At 43.8% G+C, this 24,328-nt stretch carries 19 protein-coding genes and 1 pseudogene; 6 read left to right on the forward strand and 14 right to left on the reverse strand.

Annotation, left to right across the window (positions count from 1 at the left end; all coding sequences use genetic code 11):
- Positions 1-32: 32 nt before the first annotated feature.
- From OQ279_RS07865 to xrtF, 12 genes and pseudogenes are all read right to left on the reverse strand, one after another.
- Entirely contained in the window at positions 33-1,256 is a 1,224-nt protein-coding gene (locus OQ279_RS07865; RefSeq protein WP_266069325.1) for a permease, read from the reverse strand.
- A 53-nt stretch (positions 1,257-1,309) separates the two neighbouring features.
- Complete coding sequence (locus OQ279_RS07870) at positions 1,310-4,342, reverse strand: heavy metal translocating P-type ATPase (RefSeq protein ID WP_266069452.1); 3,033 nt, start codon at positions 4,340-4,342, stop codon at positions 1,310-1,312.
- 168 nt (positions 4,343-4,510) lie between these two features.
- Positions 4,511-4,921: pseudogene (locus tag OQ279_RS07875) on the reverse strand (heavy-metal-associated domain-containing protein); the annotation flags it as partial.
- An 82-nt stretch (positions 4,922-5,003) separates the two neighbouring features.
- The gene (locus tag OQ279_RS07880) at positions 5,004-5,498 is read right to left on the reverse strand and encodes a DUF305 domain-containing protein (RefSeq protein ID WP_266069326.1); all 495 of its coding nucleotides are present in this window, start codon (positions 5,496-5,498) and stop codon (positions 5,004-5,006) included.
- A gap of 35 nt (positions 5,499-5,533) precedes the next feature.
- Positions 5,534-6,052, reverse strand: a complete 519-nt coding sequence (locus tag OQ279_RS07885) for a helix-turn-helix domain-containing protein (RefSeq protein ID WP_266069327.1) — start codon at positions 6,050-6,052, stop codon at positions 5,534-5,536.
- Positions 6,053-6,096: 44 nt separating this feature from the next.
- Entirely contained in the window at positions 6,097-6,696 is a 600-nt protein-coding gene (locus OQ279_RS07890) for a DUF3347 domain-containing protein (RefSeq protein ID WP_266069328.1), read from the reverse strand.
- Positions 6,697-6,720: 24 nt separating this feature from the next.
- Positions 6,721-8,481 carry an efflux RND transporter periplasmic adaptor subunit gene (locus OQ279_RS07895; protein ID WP_266069329.1) on the reverse strand — a complete coding sequence of 587 codons (1,761 nt, stop codon included), beginning with the start codon at positions 8,479-8,481 and terminating at the stop codon, positions 6,721-6,723.
- Entirely contained in the window at positions 8,465-9,712 is a 1,248-nt protein-coding gene (locus OQ279_RS07900; RefSeq protein WP_266069331.1) for a TolC family protein, read from the reverse strand. The genes OQ279_RS07895 and OQ279_RS07900 overlap by 17 nt, the downstream gene beginning before the upstream one ends.
- 9 nt (positions 9,713-9,721) lie before the next feature.
- A complete protein-coding gene (locus OQ279_RS07905) occupies positions 9,722-13,579 on the reverse strand; it encodes an efflux RND transporter permease subunit (RefSeq protein ID WP_266069332.1) in 3,858 nt (1,285 codons plus the stop codon).
- Between the two features lie 76 nt (positions 13,580-13,655).
- Positions 13,656-14,054 carry an HYC_CC_PP family protein gene (locus OQ279_RS07910; protein WP_266069333.1) on the reverse strand — a complete coding sequence of 133 codons (399 nt, stop codon included), beginning with the start codon at positions 14,052-14,054 and terminating at the stop codon, positions 13,656-13,658.
- A 42-nt stretch (positions 14,055-14,096) separates the two neighbouring features.
- On the reverse strand, positions 14,097-14,534 hold the full coding sequence (locus tag OQ279_RS07915) for an exosortase F system-associated membrane protein (protein ID WP_266069334.1): 438 nt from the start codon (positions 14,532-14,534) through the stop codon (positions 14,097-14,099).
- On the reverse strand, positions 14,518-15,075 hold the full coding sequence (xrtF, locus tag OQ279_RS07920; protein ID WP_266069335.1) for an exosortase family protein XrtF: 558 nt from the start codon (positions 15,073-15,075) through the stop codon (positions 14,518-14,520). The genes OQ279_RS07915 and xrtF overlap by 17 nt, the downstream gene beginning before the upstream one ends.
- An 87-nt stretch (positions 15,076-15,162) precedes the next feature.
- Between xrtF and OQ279_RS07925 the strand changes: the two genes are divergently transcribed.
- Positions 15,163-15,618 carry an XrtF-associated fRMsr-like GAF protein gene (locus OQ279_RS07925; protein WP_266069336.1) on the forward strand — a complete coding sequence of 152 codons (456 nt, stop codon included), beginning with the start codon at positions 15,163-15,165 and terminating at the stop codon, positions 15,616-15,618.
- A gap of 116 nt (positions 15,619-15,734) precedes the next feature.
- Here OQ279_RS07925 and OQ279_RS07930 read toward each other — a convergent pair whose 3' ends face one another.
- Positions 15,735-17,051 (reverse strand): serine hydrolase domain-containing protein, encoded by a 1,317-nt coding sequence (locus tag OQ279_RS07930; protein WP_266069337.1) that lies wholly within the window; start codon positions 17,049-17,051, stop codon positions 15,735-15,737.
- A gap of 80 nt (positions 17,052-17,131) precedes the next feature.
- Positions 17,132-18,385, reverse strand: a complete 1,254-nt coding sequence (locus OQ279_RS07935; protein ID WP_266069338.1) for an ABC transporter permease — start codon at positions 18,383-18,385, stop codon at positions 17,132-17,134.
- A 147-nt stretch (positions 18,386-18,532) separates the two neighbouring features.
- On the opposite strand from OQ279_RS07935, the gene purH reads away from it, so the two are divergent.
- From purH to mrdA, 5 genes are read left to right on the forward strand one after another with little or no spacing between them, the layout of a single operon-like run.
- Positions 18,533-20,059 carry a bifunctional phosphoribosylaminoimidazolecarboxamide formyltransferase/IMP cyclohydrolase gene (gene purH, locus OQ279_RS07940; RefSeq protein ID WP_266069339.1) on the forward strand — a complete coding sequence of 509 codons (1,527 nt, stop codon included), beginning with the start codon at positions 18,533-18,535 and terminating at the stop codon, positions 20,057-20,059.
- Between the two features lie 39 nt (positions 20,060-20,098).
- Complete coding sequence (locus OQ279_RS07945) at positions 20,099-21,127, forward strand: rod shape-determining protein (RefSeq protein ID WP_097055686.1); 1,029 nt, start codon at positions 20,099-20,101, stop codon at positions 21,125-21,127.
- 9 nt (positions 21,128-21,136) lie between these two features.
- A complete protein-coding gene (mreC, locus tag OQ279_RS07950; protein WP_266069340.1) occupies positions 21,137-21,964 on the forward strand; it encodes a rod shape-determining protein MreC in 828 nt (275 codons plus the stop codon).
- Positions 21,957-22,463, forward strand: a complete 507-nt coding sequence (locus OQ279_RS07955) for a rod shape-determining protein MreD (protein WP_266069341.1) — start codon at positions 21,957-21,959, stop codon at positions 22,461-22,463. The genes mreC and OQ279_RS07955 overlap by 8 nt, the downstream gene beginning before the upstream one ends.
- Positions 22,460-24,328, forward strand: coding sequence for a penicillin-binding protein 2 (gene mrdA, locus OQ279_RS07960; RefSeq protein ID WP_266069342.1), 1,869 nt, complete (start codon positions 22,460-22,462; stop codon positions 24,326-24,328). The genes OQ279_RS07955 and mrdA overlap by 4 nt, the downstream gene beginning before the upstream one ends.

The following is a 24,328-nucleotide window of genomic DNA, read 5'->3' on the forward strand; positions in this document are numbered from 1 at the left end:
TATGAAAGAGCCGGATTAACGTCCGGCTTTTTTTATACCACCCAAATTCTTACGATCCAGCCGCCTATTAACCACGCATAAGCAATAAAGGCAAGATACTTCATAATGTTTTCCATCACCTGGCTCTTTGGTGCCATTTCTTTCATGTGCTTTACATCGTTCCTTTTAAAAAAGCCAATGTAAAGAAGAATTCCGGAGATAATGAGAAAAGCGAGGTTGAGAAAGAAAGTATAGTCTATCTGGAAATGTTCAGATTCAAGGATCTTCACGTTGTTTGGATCGGGCAGCAGGCTTAACAGGTCAAAAGAATAGTGCAGGGCCAGGGAGGTTCCAATAAGTGCAGTAAACAATAAAAAGAGTATGAAAAGTGACATTTTCCAGCCGTAATATTTCGCATTGATCCGCAACACCGGAAATACAACCAGGTCACTGAATATAAACGCCATTACTCCGGCGAAGCTGACGCCTTTTCCGAAGAGCAGCGCTGCCAGCGGAATATTCCCCATAGAACCAATAAAGGTTAAAAATGCAGCAACGGGCCCCACAATAATATGCTCTAAAATGGTAAAAAAGCTATGGCTTTCAACCTCAGGCCCGCTGTTGATAAACAGGGTTCTGAAAAAAGAATCGGGTACAAAAGCAGCTACAATTCCGGCGATGGTGAAACCAATGGTCACATCCTTCCACACCATCTTCCATTCCATCGCGTACTGCTTTGCCACCTTGGCCCAGGCAGTTTCAGATTTCATTTTCTCCTTCCAGTCTTTGTCAGATCCTTTATCGTCATCCTCTTCTCCTTTTAGCCGCTCGCGTGCATTTTTGATCAGTTTCTTCGGATTGATAAGCCTTACGATAAGCCAGCTGATGAGAATAAGCAGGATTCCTCCCACATATTCCCCTACTACGAACTGCCAGCCCAGGAAAATAGCAATAATGATTCCCAGCTCGATCACAAGGTTTGTCGAAGCCAAAAGGAAAGCAATAGACGGAATAAAACCTGCTCCTTTCTTAAAAAGGCTTTTGGTAGAAGCGAGAGCTGCAAAACTACAGGAGCTGCTTATAAACCCAAAAAATGTGCCCAGGAGAACACCTTTTGAGTTTTTACCACCCATGGTCTCCTGCATTTTCTTTTCGGTTACGAATATTTGGATCCCGCTGCTAATTAAGTAGCCGAGAATAAAGGCCCATAAGGCCATCCAAAAAAAACTTGTACTTGTGTAAGCTGCTTCTGCCCAGCTCTTCCAGAAATCCTGCATAAATTTTTCTTCACAAATTAGTAATTATAGAAGACTCTTCAAAAATGCCATTTTTAATGGTCAAGTTTTACGCCCCTTAACCTCAGCGCATTGGCAATTACAGATACCGAGCTAAAACTCATTGCCAAAGCCGCGATCATGGGTGAAAGTAAAATTCCGAAGAACGGGAACAGCACTCCGGCCGCAATTGGCACACCAAGCGTGTTGTAAATGAGGGCGAAGAACAGGTTCTGCTTAATATTCTTCATCACCTTTTTGCTCAGGTTTTTCGCCTTTACCACCCCGTGCAAATCCCCTTTTACAAGGGTAATTTCTGCACTTTCTATTGCCACATCGGTTCCGGTGCCCATAGCGATCCCAATATCGGCTTTTGCAAGTGCGGGTGCATCATTAATCCCGTCACCGGCCATGGCCACTTTTTTGCCTTGCTGTTGTAATTTCTCTACTTCCTCAAGTTTATTCTGTGGCAACATCCCGGCTTTGAAACTGGTTAGGTGCAGCTCTTTCGCCACCGCCGAGGCTGTTATCTCGTTATCTCCCGTCAACATGATCACTTCCACGCCGGCATCAATAAGTTCGGAAATCGCCTGCCGACTCGTTTTTTTAATAGGATCTGTTATAGTGACGTATCCCGAAACTTTGCCGTCTACCGCCACGTAAGAAACTGTTTTCCCCTGTTGCTGCTCTTCCCTGACTTGCTGCTGAAGCTTATTATTAACCTCTGTACTTATTTCCTGCATCAACTTTTCGTTACCTATCGCAATCTTTTTTTCTTCGGAAATTCCCGTAACTCCCTTTCCGGTTACTGCATCAAAGTCGGTGGTCTCTGTAAACTTCAGGTTTTTGGCTTTCGCATAACGCACCGTGGCTTCTGCTAACGGATGTTCACTTTGAGCATTAACTGAAGCTATTGTTCGAATTAGTTCTTCTTCCGAAGTATCTCCTGTAGCCACCACTTTTTCCACCGATGGTTTTCCTTCAGTAATGGTACCGGTCTTATCTATGATAAGCACATCAATCTTGTCCATTTGCTCCAAAGACTGGGCGTTCTTGATAAGCACGCCGTTCTGGGCTCCTTTCCCCACACCAACCATTACCGATATTGGCGTTGCCAACCCCAAAGCACAGGGACAGGCGATGATCAAAACGGCTATAGCATTGATCAAAGCGTAAACATAACTGGGTTCAGGCCCGAAAGCAGCCCAGACGATGAAAGTAATTACCGAAATCATCACAACCACGGGAACAAAATAAGCGGAGATCCTGTCGGCCAACTTCTGAATTGGCGCCTGCGACCTGCTCGCATCGTTAACCATTTTAATGATCTGGGCAAGCAGGGTCTCATCCCCCACTTTTTCGGCCTTCATAGTAAAACTCCTGTTGCCGTTTATTGTTCCTGAAGTTACCTTGTCCCCTTCAGCTTTCTCTACAGGCACAGGTTCGCCGGTGATCATGGATTCGTCAATGTTAGTCTGTCCCTTCTGAATACTTCCATCCACAGGAATTTTATCTCCCGGCTTTACCCGAAGAATATCGCCTACATTAATTTCATCTGCATGAATTTCTTTTTCCTCTCCATTCACCACCAAAGTGGCTTTATTGGGCGCCAGCTTCAGCAGTTCCTTGATAGCCGAATTTGTACGGCTGTGGGCTCTCGCTTCCAATAATTGCCCCAGCAAGACCAGGGTAAGAATTACTGTAGCGGCCTCGAAATAGACATGTACAGTGCCGTGGTGCGTGAGGAATTGCTCCGGAAAAAGTCCCGGAAACAGCATCCCAAATACACTGAAAGTCCACGCTACTCCCGCACCAATGCCTATTAAGGTGAACATATTCAAATTCCAGGTCACTATAGATCTCCAGGCTCTTTCAAAGAACATCCAGGTCGCGAAAAAAACCACCGGAATTGACAAAACCAGCTGCACCCAGTTCCAGGACTCCATGCTCATCCAGTCATACATGGGATTGCCCGGAATCATTTCGGTCATTGCGATAAGAAAGATGGGCAGCGTGAAAGCCACAGCGATTTTGAACTTTTTCAGCAGCTTTTGATAGGATTTCTGCTCGGCAGAAGCTTCGGGTTCCATGCGTACCAGCTCCATTCCGCAGATGGGGCAGCTATCCGGTTCATCCTCCACAATCTCCGGGTGCATGGGGCAGGTGTACTGTGGCTGATCGGCTTTTAAACTGACTTCCTCCACCAGGTCCATTCCGCAGACGGGGCAATCTCCCGGCTTATCGTAAGTCTTGTCGCCTTCACAGTGCATTGGGCAGTAAAAAGTTCCTGTGCCTTTGCCTTTGGGCTTTTCGGGTTTTGGTGGGGCGGTAATATCCTGCCCGGGAAGGTAAATATTATAGGTGCTGCCATCCTTTCTCAAAACTTCCTGAAAAACTGTAACAGGAATTGCCCTTTTTGAAGAGATAACCGCCTCAGCCTTTTCGAGGTCTACAGCAACATCCAGCACACCATCAACCTGCCGCAAAGTCTCTTCTACATGAGCCTTACACCCGCTGCAGGTCATTCCCGTCACCTCATATTTCTCCTCTGAACCGGCCGAATGTATATGATATCTTTCCCCATCCTTTTGTAAAGCATCCTCAAAAACACCAATGGGAATATGATGCTCCATTTCGATCTCCGCTGCTGCTTTATCCAGGTCAACCGAAGCATTTTTCACTCCGTCGACCTTCTGTAAGGTTTCCTCTACATGAGAACGGCAGCCATTACAGGTCATTCCGGAGATTTTATAGGTGTGGGTCATGGCCTTTTCCCCTTCAACTTTACCGGAGCTATGCTCTGCAGACGAACCTGCTCCTGAATTTGTCTTTGCAATTTCTGAAACTTCAGAAATACCTGCACCGGCTGCTCCTTTCCTCTCTAAAATGCCATATTTAGCCCCGGCTTTTTTTACTTCAACATCAAGAACATCTGTAGGGATATGTTTTTTCATTTCTATGACAGCTTCAGCTTTTCCGAGATCAACAGCTGCCTTCACCACCCCCGGAATATTATTCAGGCTTTCCTCCACATGTTTTCTGCAACCATTGCAGGTCATCCCGGTAACTTTGTAGGTATGTGTCATCACAGATTCATCTGCTCCAGAATCTGCTTCAGAAATGCCATTTTTGACACCTTTGTCTGCTGATATTTCTTCAGAAGTTCCCGGCGCCAAAATGTGATAATTTCCACCACTTTTCTGAAGGGCAGTTTCAAAAATACCCCAGGGAATATGCTGCTGCATTTTGATCACAGCTTCAGCTTTTTCGAGATTAACAGCGGTATTTACAACCCCCGGAATATTATTCAGGCTTTCTTCCACGTGTTTCCTGCAGCCATTACAGGTCATCCCAGTAACTTTGTAGGTGTGCGTCATCAAAGATTCATCTGCTCCAAAATCTGCTTCAGAAATGCCATTTTTGACACCTTTGTCTGCTGATATTTCTTCGGAAGTTCCCGGCGCCAGAACATGATAGTTCCCACCGGCTTTTTGAACCGCTGTTTCAAAAATATCCCAGGGAATATGCTGCTGCATTTTGATCACAGCCTCTCCTCTTTCAAGATCTACGGAAGCTTTCTCCACTCCATTAACCTGTTGAAGGGCTTCTTCCACGTGTTTTCTGCAACCATTACAGGTCATTCCTGTGATTTTATAGGTGTGTTTCATCTCTCTAACTTTACCTCCCAAAGTTCGCAGGATTTAAAGCCGAATCTGTTATACAATTCGGGAAATTTATGGTAAGATTCTCCTATTCCTCCTTATTCTCCAGGCGTTTGATTATCTTCTTCATTTCAGCAATTTCCTTGACCTGAGCCTCAATAATTTCTTCAGCTAATTTTTTAGCTTCAGGATCACTTATATCTGCCCGCTTACTGGTCAATATTGCAATTGAATGGTGAGGGATCATGGCCTTCATCCACAAAACATCTCCAATAATAGGCTGCTGAGCTCTCACCAAACCTAATGCTGACACGAATAAAATTAAGCTGCCGACGTATATTGCAATATTTTTCTTCTTATTCTTATACATTTTCAACATGAGGGAGAGCATAATAACCGCCATGGCCGAAATTCCAAGGCAAGCCATATAAAAGCGGGTCAAACTAAAATAAATATGATCCCATTCATAGGTGTTCATGTACATAGTGATATACATAGCTACAAAGGACAAGCCCAGCATTAAAAAGAAATTACGGTAATTACTCTTGCCCATTTTGTTCTGTTTTTTATCTTCTGAAATCATCTTACTTTGATTTTGTTGTTGGTTAATTCGTTTACTTAAAGTTCGTCGAGCGGTGTACGTTTGTTTTCCTTAACCTGCTTAAAATGGGTGGGCGTTAAACCTGTTACTTTTTTGAACTGCTTGCTTAAGTGGGAGACACTCGAATAGTTCAATTGATGTGCGATCTCGCTTAGGGAAAGCTCATCGTACACCAGCAGTTCCTTCACTTTTTCGATCTTTTGATTGATCACGTACTGCTCAATCGTTACGCCCTGTACTTCAGAAAAAAGTTTGCTGAGGGCAGAATAATCCTGGTGGAACTTCCCGGAAAGATGTTCCGAAAATGTCATTTTTGGAAGGTGTGCAGGATTTTGTATGATTTCAACAATCGTGGTTTTTATGCTCTCAATGAGCCGGGTCTTTTTGTCGTCAATAAGTTCGAAACCGAGTTTTTCCAGGCGCTGATTCAGCAGCTTTTTTTCTTCCGAAGAAAGTTCGCGCTCTACTTCGGCCATCCCGAGTTCTACTGTAAGAGGATGAAGCCCGAACTGTTCAAGTTCAGACTTCACCATCATATTACAGCGGTTACAAACCATATTTTTGATGAACAATTTCACCCTTAGCTTCCGCTAATAGTTTCTTCAACCCTTCCACACTTCAGCATCTTGTCGCCGTAGTACGGGTTTCTAATTTCTTCTGAAGAAGACAGCCAGAAAGCCCCTTTTCCGTCGAAAGCCATAGGACAGTACTGCTTATAAACTTCGCCCGATTTCACTGCACCTTTTAACATTCCTTCCATCGCCATAGAAAGATCTTCAAAAGCGGTTCTTTGCGCATTAATTTCGGCAGAATTGGCAATGGTTTGTGCCGCTTCAAGAGCCTGGGCATTGTTCTCTACGTTAGCTAATGCTTCAACAAGCATTTTCCCACCGCTCATAGCTTCTTCAGCATTAGTATTCACCAATGCCGTTTTTACGTGCATGTAGTGTTGATAGACGGTGCCCACCTGTTCATTATTGAATTCAACGGCAACAGACTGGCCGTCATCAAGGTTCCCGCTCATGTTATCCATATCGTGATCCCCGGTCTCCTCCATATGCATCTCGTTTTGCATTGGCATTGCAACCTCTTCCACTTCGTTCTCTTTTTTAGTCTCTCCGCATGAAGCCATTATAAAAGCTCCTGCCAAAGCCATAATTGTCATTTTTGTTCTTTTCATTTTTCTCGATTTTATGATTAGTTACTATTTAATTTGTTCAACAATTTCGCCACAGGTGAGCATGGCATCACCATAATATGGGTTCTTGATTTCGGCCACATCGCTTAGCCAGTACGCACCTTTGTCTGAATTTGCCATAGGGCAATAATCTACGTAAACGGTTTTATCTCCTGTTCCAAAAGCAGCTACGGTTTTGATAATTGCTTCAGAAAGATAAACAAAATTCTCCCTTTGCTTTTGCAAGTCGGTCGTATTCAAACCTTCTTCGGAATGTTGCAACAGGAACTTCTTCTTTTCCTTCCAAAAAGCCTCTGCTTCTCCCGCCATTCCTGTTTCGGTGATTTGCTGAAGCGTATTTACAAACTGCTTTGTAAAATTAAGACTTTCTTCTGCCTGCCCCTCTACAAGGGCATCTTTTAGCTGAAGATAATCTCTAACGAGCAGATCCAGTTGCTGCTGAAATTCTTTGGAAGCCTGCGCCCTGTAGTCATAACCGCTATCCTGCAGATACTGCCTTACATCAACCTGTGCTGCGGCTGAAGTTGCCGTTACCGGGTTCATCATACTCGGTTTTCCTGCAAGCTGGGCGGCAGCATCTACGGTGAAAGTTCCGTTTACCACGATCTCTTCTCCTGCGGCCAGTCCTTCCTGAATTACGTACGATGATCCCAGGAGTTGCCCCAACACTAATTCCCTCATCACGAAGAGAGGATTATTTGCACTGCCTTCGTTCACATACACGATGCTGCGCTTCCCGGTCCACAGTACTGCCGACCGCGGAATAGTTAATCCTGAAGCAACTTTTTCATCGCCCCCTCCCGTCACAACCCCCGAGACAAACATCTCCGGTTTCAGCCTTTGATCAATATTAGAAACCTCTACCCTTGCAGTGGCTACCCTGGTTTGACGGTCAATAATGGGATCTATGAAGTTGATAGTCCCGGTAAAAGTTTCACCCGGAATGGAAGCTACAGTAAATTCTACTTTGTCTCCCACATCTACCATATTTAAGGTCCGCTCATAAAGGTCAAAAAGGACCCACATTTTTGAAAGGTCGGCGATCTGGTATAGCGGCATTCCTCGTTCCACATAATCTCCTACCTCCACTAATTTTTCGGTCACCACGCCGTTTACATCGGCGGTGATGGTAAAACGGTCTGTGGCCTTTCCACTCTCGAGGATCCGGTTGATCTGGTTTTCACCAATCCGCCAGTTTCTCAGCTTTTGTTTAGCGGCCTCAAAAAGTTCAGGTTGAGACTCACGAATGGCATAGGCCTGTAAAAGTTCTTCCTGTGCTGTAACAAGTTCGGGAGAATAGACCACTGCGAGCGCCTGTCCCCTGCGGACTTCCTCTCCCGTAAAATTAACCAGCAGCCTTTCAATCCTTCCCGGCACGTGGGTACTTTGGGTATAGGAGATCCTTTCATCGACCACCACTTTTCCATTAAGCTCTATCTCCCTTTCTGCGGAAGTATTCCCTACTTCCTGCGTCTGTATATTTGCCAGTTTCATAGCGTATTCGGTCATTTGAACTGCATCGGGATTTTCCATGGCATCTGAGCTTTCCAACGGAATAAGATCCATTCCGCAGATAGGACATTTCCCCGGTTCAGTTGCCCGAATCTGTGGATGCATGGAACAGGTCCAAATGGTTTCCTGCGCGACTTCTGAGCTGTGGTCATGAATTTCTGTATCATCGCTGCCACCAAAAAAGAGCCAGCCAAGCAGGATCCCTGCCACCAGTGTACCGGCTATGATGAGTATATTTTTATTTCTGCCTGTCATAATCTAAAGTTTTACCCGATAAATAATCGATTCTTGCCAGTGCGGTGAGATAATTGGCTTCTGCCCCTGCCACCGCCAGCTGATATTTTAAAAGTTCCTGCCTCACCCGCAACACCTCTTCAAAATCTGAAGCTGCATTTCGGTAAGAGGAAAGCAATAAGTTGAGTACCTGTTCTGAACTTTCTACCTGTCGCCTGTAAAGTTGCAGCATAGCCTGCGCCTCCCGGACTTCAAAAAAAGCCGCCTCCAGTTCTGCTGAAAGTTGATTTTTCAAACCTTCTTTTCGCTGCTCATAACTCTCTGCCAAAAAAGCCGCCTGTTTACGCTCGGCTTTATACTTTCCGCGGAAGATGGGCAGGCTCACAGTGAGCATAGGCATAATGGCATCGCGGCCATTGTCTTCAACTGCCATATCCCTTCTTTCCCCAACAATTACATAATCCAGTCCCAGCCCCACATTCGGCATTCCTTCCTTTTTCGCCAGTTCTTCGCGTGCCCGGGCCGATGCCGCCATATTCTCCAGTTCCTCCAGCTGAGGGTTGTTATCAACAAGAGTGTCAAAAATGGCGTTTTCAGGAAGTGTTTCTACCTCATTTGGCACTACTACTGCTTCAGATCTTTCGCGGTCCAGCAAAGCATTGAACTGCGCGAGCAGCACATCCTTTCTGAGCCTGATCACGTCCAAGCCTGTAATAGATTCATTCCGCATAATGTCTGCCTGTAAAACATCAGACAATGCTCCGCTGCCGGCACTTACCCGTGAAAGCGCAAGGTCTTTATAGTTCTGAAGTATGTCGAGATTCTCCTGTTGATACTGCAGCTGTTGCCCGAGCTCGTAAAGTTCATAGTATTTACTGCTCACCTGCAACAGGATCTCATTGCGGGTTTCCAGGAAAGCCTTGAATTTAGCTTCGGCCATTAAAGTTGCCACATTCTCCCGTGCCTCAAGTGTTCCAAACCAGGGGAACATCTGCATGATAGAAAAACGGGCTTCCTGTGGCCCCAGCCGTGTCTCCACCATCTGGCCAAAGGCCGAAACGGTGAGGGTGGGATCGGGCAGGCTCTTCACCTGCGGCGCTTCCTGCAGGGCCGCCTCAAATTCGGAATATGCAGCTTTGACCTGCGGATTATTTTCCACAGCGATCAACAGGTAATCCTCCAGCGTCTGAGCCTCTATGCTTCCGAAGTACAGGAAAAACAGACCTGTCAAAAATGATATTTTATAATCCATTTTCATAGTTTAACTATTTAAGTTCCCTTCCCTTTGGGGAGGGTTAGGGAGGGGCTTTTGATTTTTTGTCACCACCGTCTCACGCCATATTGCCTGCAGTACCGGAACTACAAAGATGGTCATGATCTGAATGACCATTCCGCCAACAATAGGTATTGCCATAGGCACCATGATATCTGCACCTTTCCCAGTGGAAGTAAGAACCGGGAAAAGGGCAATAATGGTCACTGCGGTGGTCATCATGGCAGGCCTTACCCGTTTTTTACCTGCTTCAAGAACGGCTGCCCTTACTTCGGGCACTGTTTGCGGATCACGTTTCTCAAAAACCTGGTGGATGTATGTTCCCATAAGCACCCCGTCATCTGTTGCGATCCCAAAAAGGGCAATAAACCCGACCCATACAGCCACACTCAGGTTGATCGTGCCCATTTGGAACAGGTCGCGCATATTCACTCCGGAAATACTGAAGTCCATAAACCACGGTTGCCCGTAAAGCCAGATCATGATGAATCCGCCGGCAAAAGCCACAAATACTCCCGAAAAATGGATCGTAGAGGCAATCACGGTTTTAAACTGGAAGTAAAGAAGCAGGAAGATGATGATCAAAGAGATTGGAATGACAATAGCGAGCCTCTTAACAGCCCTTACCTGGTTCTCATAATTCCCTGAAAATTCAAAGCTCACCCCGGGCGGGACTATCAGTTCTCCTGTAGCGATTTTTTCAGCAATGAGATCCTGCGCATCATTCACCACGTTAACTTCGGCAAAATCCTTTTTTTTGTCAAAAAGCACATAACCCACTAAAAAGGTATCCTCACTCTTGATCATTTGCGGACCTTTTACGTACCGCACCTCTACCAGCTGCCCCAAAGGAATTTGCGCTCCCGTAGGTGTCGGTACCAGGATCTGCTCGATCTCTTCAGGCGAATTCCTAAGTTCTCTTGGATATCGTACCCTCACCGGATATCGCTCCCTGCCTTCCACTGTGGTGGTGATCTCCATCCCGCCAATGGCAGTTTCGATGGTTTGCTGTACTTTTTCTATGCTAAGGCCGTAACGGGCGATATTCTGCCTATTAATATCAAGTTCCAGATATGGTTTACCAACAATTCGATCGGCAAAAACGGCTTCTTCCTTGACAGAAGGCACCTGCTTTAGGATCTCTTCCAGTTTAAATCCAAAATTTTGAATAGTCTCCAGGTCGGGCCCGTAAACTTTGATTCCCATTGGCGCACGCATGCCGGTTTGCAGCATTACCAGCCTGGTTTCAATGGGCTGCAGTTTGGGAGCCGAAGTAATTCCGGGTAACCTGGTTGCGCTCACGATCTCGTCCCAGATATCATCGGGGCTATTGATGTGGTCTCTCCAGTTTCTGAAGTATTCCCCGTCTTCATCAGGTATCAGGTCTTTAGCTGTGATATTCTGAAGGACCACTTCTTCATGAGGAAAGGCTTCCCCTGATTTCAGAATAAAATTACCGTTATCATCTACCCTGAAGCGCTGCATTTCACCTTCCTCGTTCAGCATGTACTCCGATTTATAATTGATGACATTCTCGTACATCGAAATTGGCGCCGGATCTATCGCAGTCTCGGCCCTTCCAAGTTTCCCTACAGAAACCTCAACTTCCGGAATATTGGTAACGGCCATATCCAGCTTTTGAAGCACTTCTTTACTGCCTTCAATCCCCAGGTGCGGCATTGCAGTCGGCATTAAAAGGAAGCTACCTTCATTCAGTGTTGGCATAAATTCTTTACCTACCCCGGGAAAGGCTTCCGAAGCACCTTCCCAGGCCGCAGTTTCTCTAATCTCCCAGCCAACTTTCTCTGCGCCGTCACCAATGAATCCGAAGAGCTTGGGGAAACCCTGCCAGATCAACAATCCGATAAGAATAGTGATCACCGGGAGCATCAAAAATGACCTTTTGTTCTCCAGGCACCAGTTAAGAATAGGCTCATAAAACCTTACCACAGCCAGCAACGCTGCCAGGGTGATTACCAGCAGAACAATAACAAACAGGTAATTTTCAATGATCGAATTCCTTACTCCCAGCGGCATCCAATGCGTAGTGAGGAAGAAAATGGTTACCGCCAGGATAATGAAAAGTGAGATCTCCCGGGTATATTTTCCGAGGAAACCACGGTTCCTGGGTTCCAGTAACCTTAAAATTCCGATAACCGATAAAGCTAAAGGCAACCACATGCTGAAAATTATTGCCAGTAGAATTCCGCCAACAATAAGACTGTAGTTCCAGATGCGGTTGACCCTCTCCTTTTGCAATCTAAAAGAGAAGAAATAGTAAGACAGCATTGGCAGCACTATGATGCCCAGTATAAAAGCTGCTACCAAGGCAAAAGTTTTGGTAAAAGCTAAGGGTATAAAAAGCTTTCCTTCGGCATGTTCCATAAAGAATACCGGCAGGAAACTTACCACTGTTGTTGCAAGTGCCGTTGTAACCGCAGGACCAACTTCTATAGTTGCGTTCCTTATTACCTCAAGAAGTTTTGAACCCCGGGCGTCCCGATTCTCAGGAAATTCGAGATGCCGCAGCGTATTTTCCACAAAAACGATCCCCACATCTACCATGACCCCAATCGCAATAGCAATTCCGGAAAGAGCAACGACATTGGCATCTATCCCAAAGTAGCGCATAGCGATAAAGGTCATGAGCACCGCAATAGGCAGCAAACTGGAAATAAGAATTGACGCACGTAAATTGAGCACCAGGATGATGACAACGATAATACTAATAAGGATCTCGTCCGAAAGAGCATTTTCAAGAGTTCCCAGCGTCTCCTGGATCAACTGGGTGCGGTCATAGAAAGGAACTACGGTCAACTTGCTAACCGTTCCATCCTGTAAAACCTTTGTTGGCATTCCGGGAGCGATCTCCTCTATTTTTTCTTTGACATTGTTGATCACCGCCAGCGGATTTGATCCGTAACGGGCAACTACAACTCCGCCGGCGACTTCAGCACCAGCCTTATCTAAAATTCCGCGTCTTTCGGCAGGCCCCAGGGTGACCACGCCAATATCGGAAATCAGGATAGGTTTGTTCTCATTCACTGCGACCACAGTGTTCTCAATATCTTCAAGGGATTCTATATATCCCAGCCCCCGAACCAAATATTCTACCTTATTGACTTCAATAGTCTTGGCACCAATATCGCGGTTTGAGTTCTGCACTGCCATCATTACTTCGTCAATGCCCACATTAAATGCCTTTAAAGCATCTGGATCAACATCTACCTGGTATTCACGCACAAATCCACCAACAGAAGCAACTTCTGAAACTCCATCTACTCCGCTTAAACCGAGCTTCACGTAGTAATCCTGCACCGATCTTATCTCGTGCAGGTCCCAGCCACCGGTGACATTACCTGCTGTATCCCTTCCTTCGAGCGTATACCAGAAAACCTGCCCCAGGGCAGTTGCATCTGGTCCTAATGTTGGTTGTGCATCTTCGGGTAATAATCCAGGAGACAGAGAATTTATCTTCTCAAGGATCCGGGTACGGGACCAGTAGAACTCCACATCTTCACTAAAAATGATGTTGATGCTGGAAAACCCAAACATAGACGTGCTACGAATAGATTCCACACCGGGAATCCCGAGTAAAGCAGTGGTTAACGGATAGGTGATCTGGTCTTCAATATCCTGTGGCGAACGGCCGGGCCATTCGGTGAAGACGATCTGCTGATTCTCTCCCAGATCAGGAATGGCATCTACCGGGACAGGATCGCGAGGCAGAAGATCAAAATCCCAATCGAAAGGAGAAGTGACCACTCCCCAGCCAATCATAAAGATTAGCAGCAAAGTCGTAACCAGCCGATTATAAAGGAAGTAACTTATTATTTTAGAAAGCATTCTTTGAAATTAAATTGATTAAATGTGAACAAACACAGCAACCCCGGCGTGCGGGGTCAAAAAATCAAATTAAATATCAAATAAGGAAAGTCTCGTCGAGCAAATTTATGTCGTAGACGAGTAAAGGCGGTTTGTAGTGAAAAAAAGGAGTTTCGGCCTGAGCTTCTCCTTCAAAAAGATTTGCATAAGACCAGGTGAAAGTAGCCAGAAAAACCTGTTGGTCCAGGTCAAGATCATCGAAAGAGATCTTCAGTTCCTTCTGTCCTTCAACTACGACCTTCTGTTCATCGCAGCAATCATCTTCAGCAGAAGAAGGCATATCGCCATGCATTCCGCAGGTCTTTGCTTCAGAAAAAACAGCCTGATCTACCAGGATTTCTCCACAAAAATGCTTGTCTACCGTAAAAGACACGGTAGAGAACAGCACTAAAAATGCCATTGCAAACGAGGCTATATTGTGGAAAATCTGCTTCATCAAGATGCAAATTTAGTAAAAATTATATTATGAAAATTTTCATCAGTCTTCAATGTTCCTGCTCAATCTATAATAATAGAAAGCAGGCAGTAAAATGAGAATGAGCAGCGGGTGGGCCAGGAATCTACGCACGTAAAAAGCAGCCAGGTATTGTCCGGGTTCCACGTTTTCCATGAGGTACATAAATACAGGGAAAAGCACTGTTAAAAAAGCTGCATAAATAAGAGCTGAAAATTTTATGATCCCCCAACTCCTGAAGGCCACCCATAGAATTAACAACGAGACGAACGTATTAAGTACAAAGCGCAAAAAGAGATTAGAAAACATCTCAAAAGTATAATTTACAGTCTCCCCGCTTTGGTAAGCCCTTTCAAAGAAATACATAAAAGGATCGTAAAAAAACCGGTACTCGTATATCCTTATCATCGCCAGCACTCCCACCAGCCCAAGAATTATTATGATCTTAAAGATTCCTTTCATGCTTAATTTCTTTAGTGTAAATAATGATCCAAAGCACCCACAGGAGAAAAACCACTCCATAGATCACCAGCGGAAAAGCAACAGAATGCAGAAAACGGGCATGCCATGGATATTCATAGATCCCCACAGCCATTAGAGCGATTCTCAGGATATTTGTTACATAAATAATTACGGCGCCCCCCAGGGTAAAGAAAAACGTAGTCTTTAATTTTCCCGAAAATGCAAACATAAAGGAGACAAAAAGGATAATAATACTTGCGGCATTACAGCCTTCAATAATACGGGCCACAAACTTGCCATTTACAAAAAGATGCATGTTGGTTTCGGGATAACCCGGCGCCACCTGTGCGTGGTACCCCATGGCAGAGACCACGGCCTCGCTTTGCAGCGCCACCAGATGTGTAAGAAAATCGGGGTAATAATCAGGGTAATAAAAATTTTGCAGGTAGAGGTTGTACAGCAGGGCCAACAGCAGGTAAACTCCTAAAAAGGTAAAAATGAAGCGGATTACCGGCGCGTATCTTTGAAGGAGTTGTCGCAAAATTTAGCCAATGGTTTCATCAAAAGTATTTATTTATACCTATTTAAAAAGCTGTTTTTTTAAATACTTTTGCTTAAAAAGTAAACAATGGCATTAGAAAGATTAAAACAAGAGGTTACTGAAATCCTTGCGAATGATAAAGTTCAGGTTGAAGAGCGGCTCTCTAAAGTGTGCGAACTTTTAAAAGCTGAAGTAGATTATTACACCTGGGTAGGATTCTATTTCAAGAACGGGGACAAAAATGAATTAAAATTAGGGCCTTTTGCGGGAGAACCTACAGATCATACCATTATTCCCTTCGGAAAAGGCATCTGCGGACAGGTTGCTGTTTCCAATCAAAACTTTGTAGTTCCCGATGTTAGCGCTCAGGACAATTATATTGCCTGCAGCATACATGTAAAAGCCGAAATAGTTGTGCCTTTGTTCAAGAATGGAGAAAACATTGGACAAATCGATATAGATTCCAATGTTCCCGATCCATTTACTGAAGAAGATGAGCGATTCCTCGAGTTTGTGAACGAAAAGGTGGCCGAGATCATCTAGAATTCTGAATGTACTACAGACTGTTATCAATTCCCCGATGCCAGGCCAGACCATACAAAAACGGGGTGCCAAAAATGTCATTTTTGGCACCCCGTTTTTGTTATCGCAATAGGTCTTTACTTTCGCGTTAGTTCGTAAGCTCCCCCTCCCTGAAGGAGTGTTAACTTATTGGCTTCAGGATTAAATTCCAGTTTGAGTCCGGCGCGGGTGAACTGAAACTTATTTTCCTCGTAAGCTTCAAGCGGAAAAGTAGGTTGCCCGGTAGCCTGCCCCATAAGCGTTTCATCTTCAATGAAGATCTTTACTTCCAGCGGAAAGGTTTCGCTTCCATAGGTGCCGGTGTATTGCTCAAGTTTTTCTTGCGAAACCTCGATGGCAGGTTCAAAAGAAGGTAAACTGTAATCAAGGTTCCAAAAAATACTGAGTGCTCCAATCATTATATCGTTTGGAGACAGGACGGTTCCATTTGAAATATAAGAAACAGCGAGATCACCTTCAGGATAATACATACTCATAGAATTGAACCCATCTATGCCGCCGGTATGCCCATAAAAAGTCTTCTCATTAAAAGGAAAGCTAAAAAGGCCCATTCCGAAGCCATTTTTGAGTGTTTTCATCTTTTCAAAAGTGTCAGATTTTAGAACTTTTCCGTCGAAGAGAGCAGTGAAGAACAAATTGAGATCTGTTGGAGTTGAAACTACGCCCCCGGCTCCCAGCGGGATACTTAGATCGGTTTCTGTAGCAGGTTGCCAGTCTTTCTTTTTCTGATAGGAATAAGCTTCAGCATTACCGGAATCAATTTTTCTTCCGTAGTAGGTATTTTCGAGGTTGAGCGGTTGGGCAATTCGATTTTTCAGGATCTCGGCGTAACTCTTTCCGTCTAAATCTTCAAGAATAAAAGAAAGCAACACGTAATTTGTATTGGAATAATCGTTTTTCTCGCCGGGCGCAAAAACCGGCTCCTGGGCTTTGAATATTGCGAGAAGTTCCTCTTTCGACTTTGGCTGCTCCATATAATTGAGATAAGCATCTTCATTAGTGAAATTAAAAAGCCCGCTTTGGTGCCTTAAAAGGTCTTCTATACTGATGCTTTCGGAATTAGGAATTCCGGGATAAAATTTTGAGAGTTGGGTATCCAGTGAAAGTTTTCCTTCTTCAACCAGTTGCAGGATCATAGCTGCCGTAAAAGTCTTTGAAATTGATCCTATACGGTATTTTGTAAGTGCATTGGCTTTAGTTCCTTTTGATATATCGCTATAGCCAATAGTATTCGTGTAGACAGGCTCCCCCTGTTTGTGAATTGCAAAGCTGCCCATTCCCCTGTCGTTTTTTTCAACAACGGTAAAAAGGCTGTCCATTTTTTGCCTGTCAAAATCCTGAGCTGCCGCAAAGAGGGAACAAACCAAAGCCAGTACTGTAAATAATTTTTTCATGTAAATGATTGTTTTAAATGATTGATTGACAAATAAAATATACATAAAAAAGCATTATGCTATACAAAGTACATTCGGATTTACATTCCCGTTCTAATAGCTTCTACAGGGTCTAATTTTGAGGCTGAAATTGCAGGAACAATTCCCGAGATAAGCCCAATAACTGCCGATACCGCCGTACCTATAAACATATTCCAGGTAGAAAGGATGAATTCAAAGCTGCCGGTAAATTGCGAAACTATGAGAGATGCAAGCCACACGAGGAACAACCCAATAAGCCCACCAATTACCGCTAAAATTACCGCTTCAAACAAGAACTGAAAGAGGATGAATTTATTCTTGGCCCCCAACGACTTTTGGATCCCGATGAGGTTGGTGCGTTCTTTTACACTTACAAACATGATGTTTGCAATACCAAAGCCCCCTACCAGAAGGGAGAAACCGCTAATGATGAGTCCGAAGAAATTGAGTTGCCCGGTCATATTATCAATGAGATCGGTAAAACCCTCCAGCTGATTCACGAAGAAGTTGTTAATATCGTCGCGCCTCAAGCCTCTAAAGTTGCGGAGTTGTTGAGAAATGTATGCTATAAGTTCATTAGTGTCGGCATCGGGTTCGGGTTTAATCACAATTTGCGGAAAGGTACCGCGATTGCTTCCGCCGTAGATCCTTCTTACCACATTCACCGGCACAAAAACATTGGTGTCATGACTACCTCCAAACAGGCTTGCCCCCTTTTTTTCCAATACCCCTATCACCGAAAATTTTCTGCCATAAAGCCTCACCTGTTCGCCCAGGGCGTTTCGACTTCCGAAGAGATTTTCATACACATCGTGGCCCAGTACAACTACAGGAGTACCACTTACAGATTCGGCCATATTAAAGAAGCGGCCTTCTTCAATTTGCAGGGCTTCAATGTCGTAATATTCAGCAGAGACAGCAGCTATTCCCACATCTGAGGCAGTTTTGTCGCTGTACTTAATATTTTCGGGAGGAACGTTAAGCACGTAAGACATAGCAGAAACTTCGGGCACACTACGGCTCAAATATTCGTACTCTTCATAACTCACATCGGGAAACTGTTCCCTCTTCCACTGTGGCACCTCATTAGAGCCAAAAGAAAACCGGGTAAGTATCATGGTGCGGTTATCTAACGCGCTAAGGCTACCCTTAATCTCCTTCTCCAGAGAATCTACTGCCGCAAGTACGGCTATGATAGAGAAAATTCCAATAGTTACCCCCAAAAGGGATAACATGGTTCGCAGCTTGTTGTTTTTAAGAGCGTTAATGGCGAAAAAAAAACTCTCTTTAAGAACCCTTAGATATATTAACATGGTACTTTTCCTGTATTATTATAAACCTGCACATCATAAGACGCCGGGTTTAAATATTCGTTACAAAATAATTATTTAAATAAGAGCGGCAGCCTCTTTATTTTATACTGAAATAATTACTTTTGCAACCTCAACAAAACCAACACAATGAGCGACCTAAAATCGGCTAAATCTGCACTTATTTCTGTCTTCAGCAAAGAAGGACTTGAACCTGTTGTTAAAAAGCTTAACGAGCTGGGTATCACTATTTACTCTACAGGAGGAACTGAAAAGTTTATTACAAACCTGGGAATAAATGTAGTACCGGTAGAGGATATAACATCCCATCCTTCCATTCTTGGAGGACGTGTAAAAACGTTGCACCCCAAGGTATTTGGCGGGATTCTTAACCGCAGTGAAAACGAGCAGGATAAAGCCGAACTGGAGCAGTATGAAATCCCACAGATCGATATTGTAATTGTTGATCTTTACCCGTTTGAAAAAACGGTTGCTTCAAATGCTTCGGAAGAAGAGATCATTGAAAAAATTGATATTGGCGGCATTTCTTTAATCAGGGCAGCTGCCAAGAATTATAAAGATGTGATTTGTGTACCTTCAGTAGACAATTACGCCGAATTTTTAGAAATTATTACTGAAGGAAAAGGCCAGACAAGCCTGAATGACCGCAAAAGATTTGCTGCAAAGGCATTTAACGTGTCTTCTCATTACGACACTGCGATCTTCAATTACCTTAATAACGAAGAACAATCTTATAAGGAAAGCTTCAACGGCGGGCTGGAATTAAGATACGGGGAGAATCCCCATCAAAAAGGGCATTTTTACGGTGACTTTTCGGCCATGTTTGATAAGCTGCACGGCAAGGAATTGTCGTACAACAATCTACTGGACGTAGATGCTGCTGTAAACCTGATGAATGAGTTTCAAAATGAAGCCCCAACTTTTGCCATTTTAAAGCACAATAACGCCTGCGGACTGGCGCAGCGGGAAACCCTGCTTCAGGCTTACAAAGATGCTTTGGCGGGAGATCCTGTTTCGGCTTTTGGAGGTATTCTTATTGCGAACAAAGAAATAGACAAGGCTACTGCCGAAGAGATACATGAGCTATTTTGTGAAGTGGTCATTGCCCCTGGCTATTCCGAAGAAGCCCTGGAAGTTTTAAAAGGGAAGAAAAACAGGGTCTTGCTTGTACAGAAAGAAACCGAACTGCCGCAAAAGCAGGTACGCACCTGTTTGAACGGTATTCTTGTTCAGGATAAAGACTCCAAAACAGATACTACAGAAGATTTAACTTATGCTACCAACAATAAACCGTCACAGCAGGAGTTAAATGACCTGTTGTTTGCTTCCAAAATTTGCAAGCACACAAAATCAAATACTATTGTTCTGGTAAAAAACAACCAGTTACTGGCCAGTGGTACGGGACAAACATCACGGGTAGATGCGTTGAGACAGAGTATTGAAAAAGCGAATTCTTTTGAATTTGATTTAAATGGCGCAGTATTGGCCAGTGATGCTTTTTTCCCTTTCCCAGACTGTGTGGAAATTGCAGATAAAGCGGGAATCACTGCTGTTATCCAGCCCGGCGGATCCATTAAGGACCAGCTAAGTATAGATTATTGCAACGATAATAATCTCGCTATGGTAATGACCGGAACAAGACATTTTAAACATTAATTTTATTACATTTACCGAACCTCAACTAATTGACTTAACATGGGATTTTTCGATTTTCTCACTGAAGAAATTGCTATAGATTTAGGAACTGCAAACACCCTTATTATACATAACGATAAGGTGGTGGTTGACAGTCCTTCTATCGTAGCCCGTCACCGCACTACCGGAAAGATCATAGCAGTAGGAAAGGAAGCTGCCATGATGCAGGGGAAAACGCATGAGAATATCAAAACAATTCGGCCTTTGAAAGATGGGGTAATTGCCGATTTTGATGCATCTGAAAAGATGCTTACCATGTTTATAAAAGAAATTCCTGCGCTTAAAAAGAAAATGTTCACTCCTGCTCTAAGGATGGTGATTTGTATCCCTTCCGGTATTACCGAGGTGGAGATGCGGGCAGTTAAAGAGAGTGCAGAAAGAGTGAATGGAAAAGAGGTTTACCTGATACACGAACCTATGGCTGCAGCTATAGGTATTGGTGTTGACATCATGCAGCCAAAAGGAAATATGATCGTTGATATAGGTGGTGGTACTACCGAGATCGCGGTTATTGCCCTTGGGGGAATTGTGTGTGATAAATCGGTCAAGATCGCGGGAGATGTTTTCACAAATGACATTGTATACTATATGCGTACGCAGCACAACCTTTATGTGGGTGAGCGTACTGCTGAAAAAATAAAAATTCAGATTGGTGCCGCTACCGAAGATCTTGAGGTACCACCAGATGAAATGAATGTGCAGGGAAGGGATCTTTTAACAGGAAAACCAAAGCAGGTGAATATCTCCTATAGAGAAATCGCCAAAGCCCTGGACAAGTCGATATTGAGAATTGAAGATGCCGTGATGGAGACGCTTTCACAAACTCCGCCGGAGCTCGCAGCCGACATCTACAACACCGGGATCTATCTTGCCGGTGGGGGATCAATGCTGCGCGGACTGGACAAAAGGTTATCACAAAAGACCGATCTTCCGGTTTATATCGCCGAAGATCCTTTACGGGCAGTTGTTCGAGGAACGGGTATTTGCCTGAAGACCCTTCATCGTTACAAGGGAATCCTGATAAAGTAGGAGTAATTTATGCAGCAAATAATTAATTTTCTTATTCGCAATAAGAACAATATCCTATTCTTATTGCTGCTCACCTTTTCCCTGTTTTTAACCATTCAGTCTCACTCCTACCAGAAGAGTAAATTTATTAGTTCTGCTAATTTTTTAAGTGGTGGTATCTATAGCTGGACCAGCGACATCAACAGCTATTTTTACCTTGAAGAATACAATTTGCGTTTACTTGAGGAAAATGAGCGACTGCGCACGCGGCTGGCAACCTATGAAGACTCGTTAGAAATAAAGACCTACCGAGACACCAGTAGCTTTGACGCCGATTATATCTTTAGAGCTTCAGAAGTTATTAATAACAACTACGCTAAGGTAGATAACTATCTTACCATTAAAAGCGGAAGCCGGGATGGTATTGAGAGAGACATGGGGGTGGTAACCAGTAAAGGGATTGTGGGAATAGTGGAGAATGTTTCCCCAAACTATTCCACAGTGATCTCCATACTCAATTCAAACTCCCGAATCAATGCCCAGCTCAAACGCTCCAACCATTTTGGAACTTTAGTATGGAATGGGGATAATCCCAATATTGTACAGCTTATAGATGTGCCATCTGTAGCCCCAATAGCCGAAGGAGATACTATAATTACCGGAGGACGCTCCCTCATTTTCCCAAAAGGTTTACCTATTGGTGCAGTAAAAAACTTTTCCCTGGATCAAAGCGAGAGCTACTATAATATAGATATTGAATTGTTTAATGACATGACCAACATTGGGTATGTTTATATTATTGAAAACACCAGCCAGACTGAAATAAGAGAATTACAAAATCTTTCTAAAGATGAATAGTGTGATATTCAATAACGCCCTTCGTTTTATAGTATTACTAATGCTACAGGTGTTGTTGTTGAACAATATCAATTTTCTGGGTTATATCAACCCATACCTTTATGTGGTATTCATCCTGCTGTACCCTTTTAATGCAAATCAAACCCTCTTCATCTTTCTGAGTTTTTTACTGGGTTGGGGAATTGACATTTTTGAAGATAGCGGTGGTATAAATGCTGCGGCATGTGTAGTAGCTGCATACATTCGTCCGGCAGTTCTTCGTTTCTCTTTTGGGGTGAGTTATGATTATCAAACTATCAAGTTCTCAAGTACGCAGCCCGGTTCAAGAATAAGTTATGTCTTAATTATTGTACTTGTACATCACCTGGTATTGTTTTTATTAGAATTTTTCAATTTTGCACACTTATTGTTACTTCTTAAAAAAACATTTTTTTCGGCAGCGTTTACAATAATTTTGGTGTTTATAACGCTTGCCTTATTTAACAAAAGGTCAAGATGAGAAAAATTTTACTCTACATAATAGTCATTACCTCCGGTCTTATCTTTCTGGCCCGGCTTTTCTACCTACAGGTAATGGATGACTCTTTTGTAGGGCTTTCAGAGAATAATGCTATAAAGGTAGTCTACGATTACCCGCAACGCGGTTTTATCTTTGACCGAAATGGAGAGCTGCTGGTCTCCAACCAACCGTCTTATGACGTTATGGTGATACCGCGCAACCTCAAGCCTTTTGACACCACCGAATTGTGCAATATTCTAAGTATTACTACAGAACAGCTGGTAGAGAGACTTGACAAAGCCAAGATCTACTCCCCCCGCCTGCCATCGGTAGTAATCCCACAGCTTACCAAAAGTGAATACGCCTATCTTGCTGAAAAGATGCGTAAATACGAAGGCTTCTACATCCAGAAACGTTCCCTGCGTGATTATTATACCGAACATGGCGCAAATGTGTTGGGATACATAACCGAAGTTAACCAGCGTATAGTAAATGAGAATCCTTATTACCTCTCTGGAGACCTTATTGGCCGCCAGGGAGTGGAAGGCTATTACGAAGAACTCCTGCGCGGTGTAAAAGGAGTAAAATATATTCAGAAGGACAGGTTTAACCGTGATATAGGGCCTTATAAAGAAGGAATCTACGACACCCTTCCAAAAAAGGGAAAAGATATTACCATTACCATTGATGCCGAACTGCAAAAATACGGAGAGCTCCTCATGAAGAATAAGAGAGGCGGTATTGTAGCTATTGAACCGGCAACCGGCGAGATCCTGGCATTGGTAACAGCTCCAAATTATGATCCTGCCGATTTGGTGGGGCGAAAGAGATCAGAAAACTTTACCAAGCTTTGGCTTGATTCCATTTCAAAACCTTTATTTGACAGAGGACTACTGGCCGAGTATCCTCCCGGATCACCTTTTAAGACCATTAATGCTTTAATTGCCTTACAGGAAGGCGTTGTAACTACCCAGGAAAGTTTCTCATGCCATGGAGGATATTTCTATGGTAGAGGCCGAAAAATGGGTTGTCACGCCCATTCCAGCCCCTTGAACATGATTCCCGGGATTGCCCAGTCCTGTAATGCATATTTTGCAAATGTTTACCGAAGGATCGTTGAAAAATACCCCACTCCGCAAGAGGGCGTAGATGTATGGGCCAATCATCTAAAAAGTTTTGGTTTGGGTGATTATCTTGGATCTGACCTTTCTACCGGAAGGCCAGGTAAGATCCCAACTTCAAAATATTACAACAAGATCTATGATTACCCCACCTATAAATGGTTTTCTACAGCTACACTTTCTAACGCCATAGGGCAGGGCGAGGTTCTTATGACCCCCATTCAGCTGGCAAATATGACAGCTGCAATCGCAAATCGCGGATGGTTCTATACTCCTCATGTTTTAAAGGAAATTGAAGGAAATCCCATTAAGGAAAAGGAGTTTACCGAAAAGAAAATCACCACTGTAGAGCCCCGCCATTTTGAACCTGTGGTAGAAGGAATGCACCAGGTATATAAGTCGGGAACCGCATCTGCGCTTCAAATCCCCGGGATAGAGATTGCAGGGAAAACCGGAACTGCCGAGAATTTTACCAGGATCGACGGAAAAAGGGTACAACTTACAGACCATTCCATTTTCGTAGCCTTTGCTCCTGTAGATAACCCTAAGATAGCTTTGGCAATCTTTGTGGAAAATGGATATTGGGGAGGCCGTTACGCAGGTCGTATTGCAGGCTTAATGATTGAAAAATACATAAAGGGAGAGATTACCCGAAAGGATATGGAAGAATGGATACTTACCCACAGCCTGGAAGAAGAATATGCAAAACCATTAAGCGGGGAACCTTTTAGAATTAACCAGTAA

It is taken from the genome of Salinimicrobium profundisediminis, from assembly GCF_026241755.1.
GTDB lineage: Bacteria > Bacteroidota > Bacteroidia > Flavobacteriales > Flavobacteriaceae > Salinimicrobium > Salinimicrobium profundisediminis.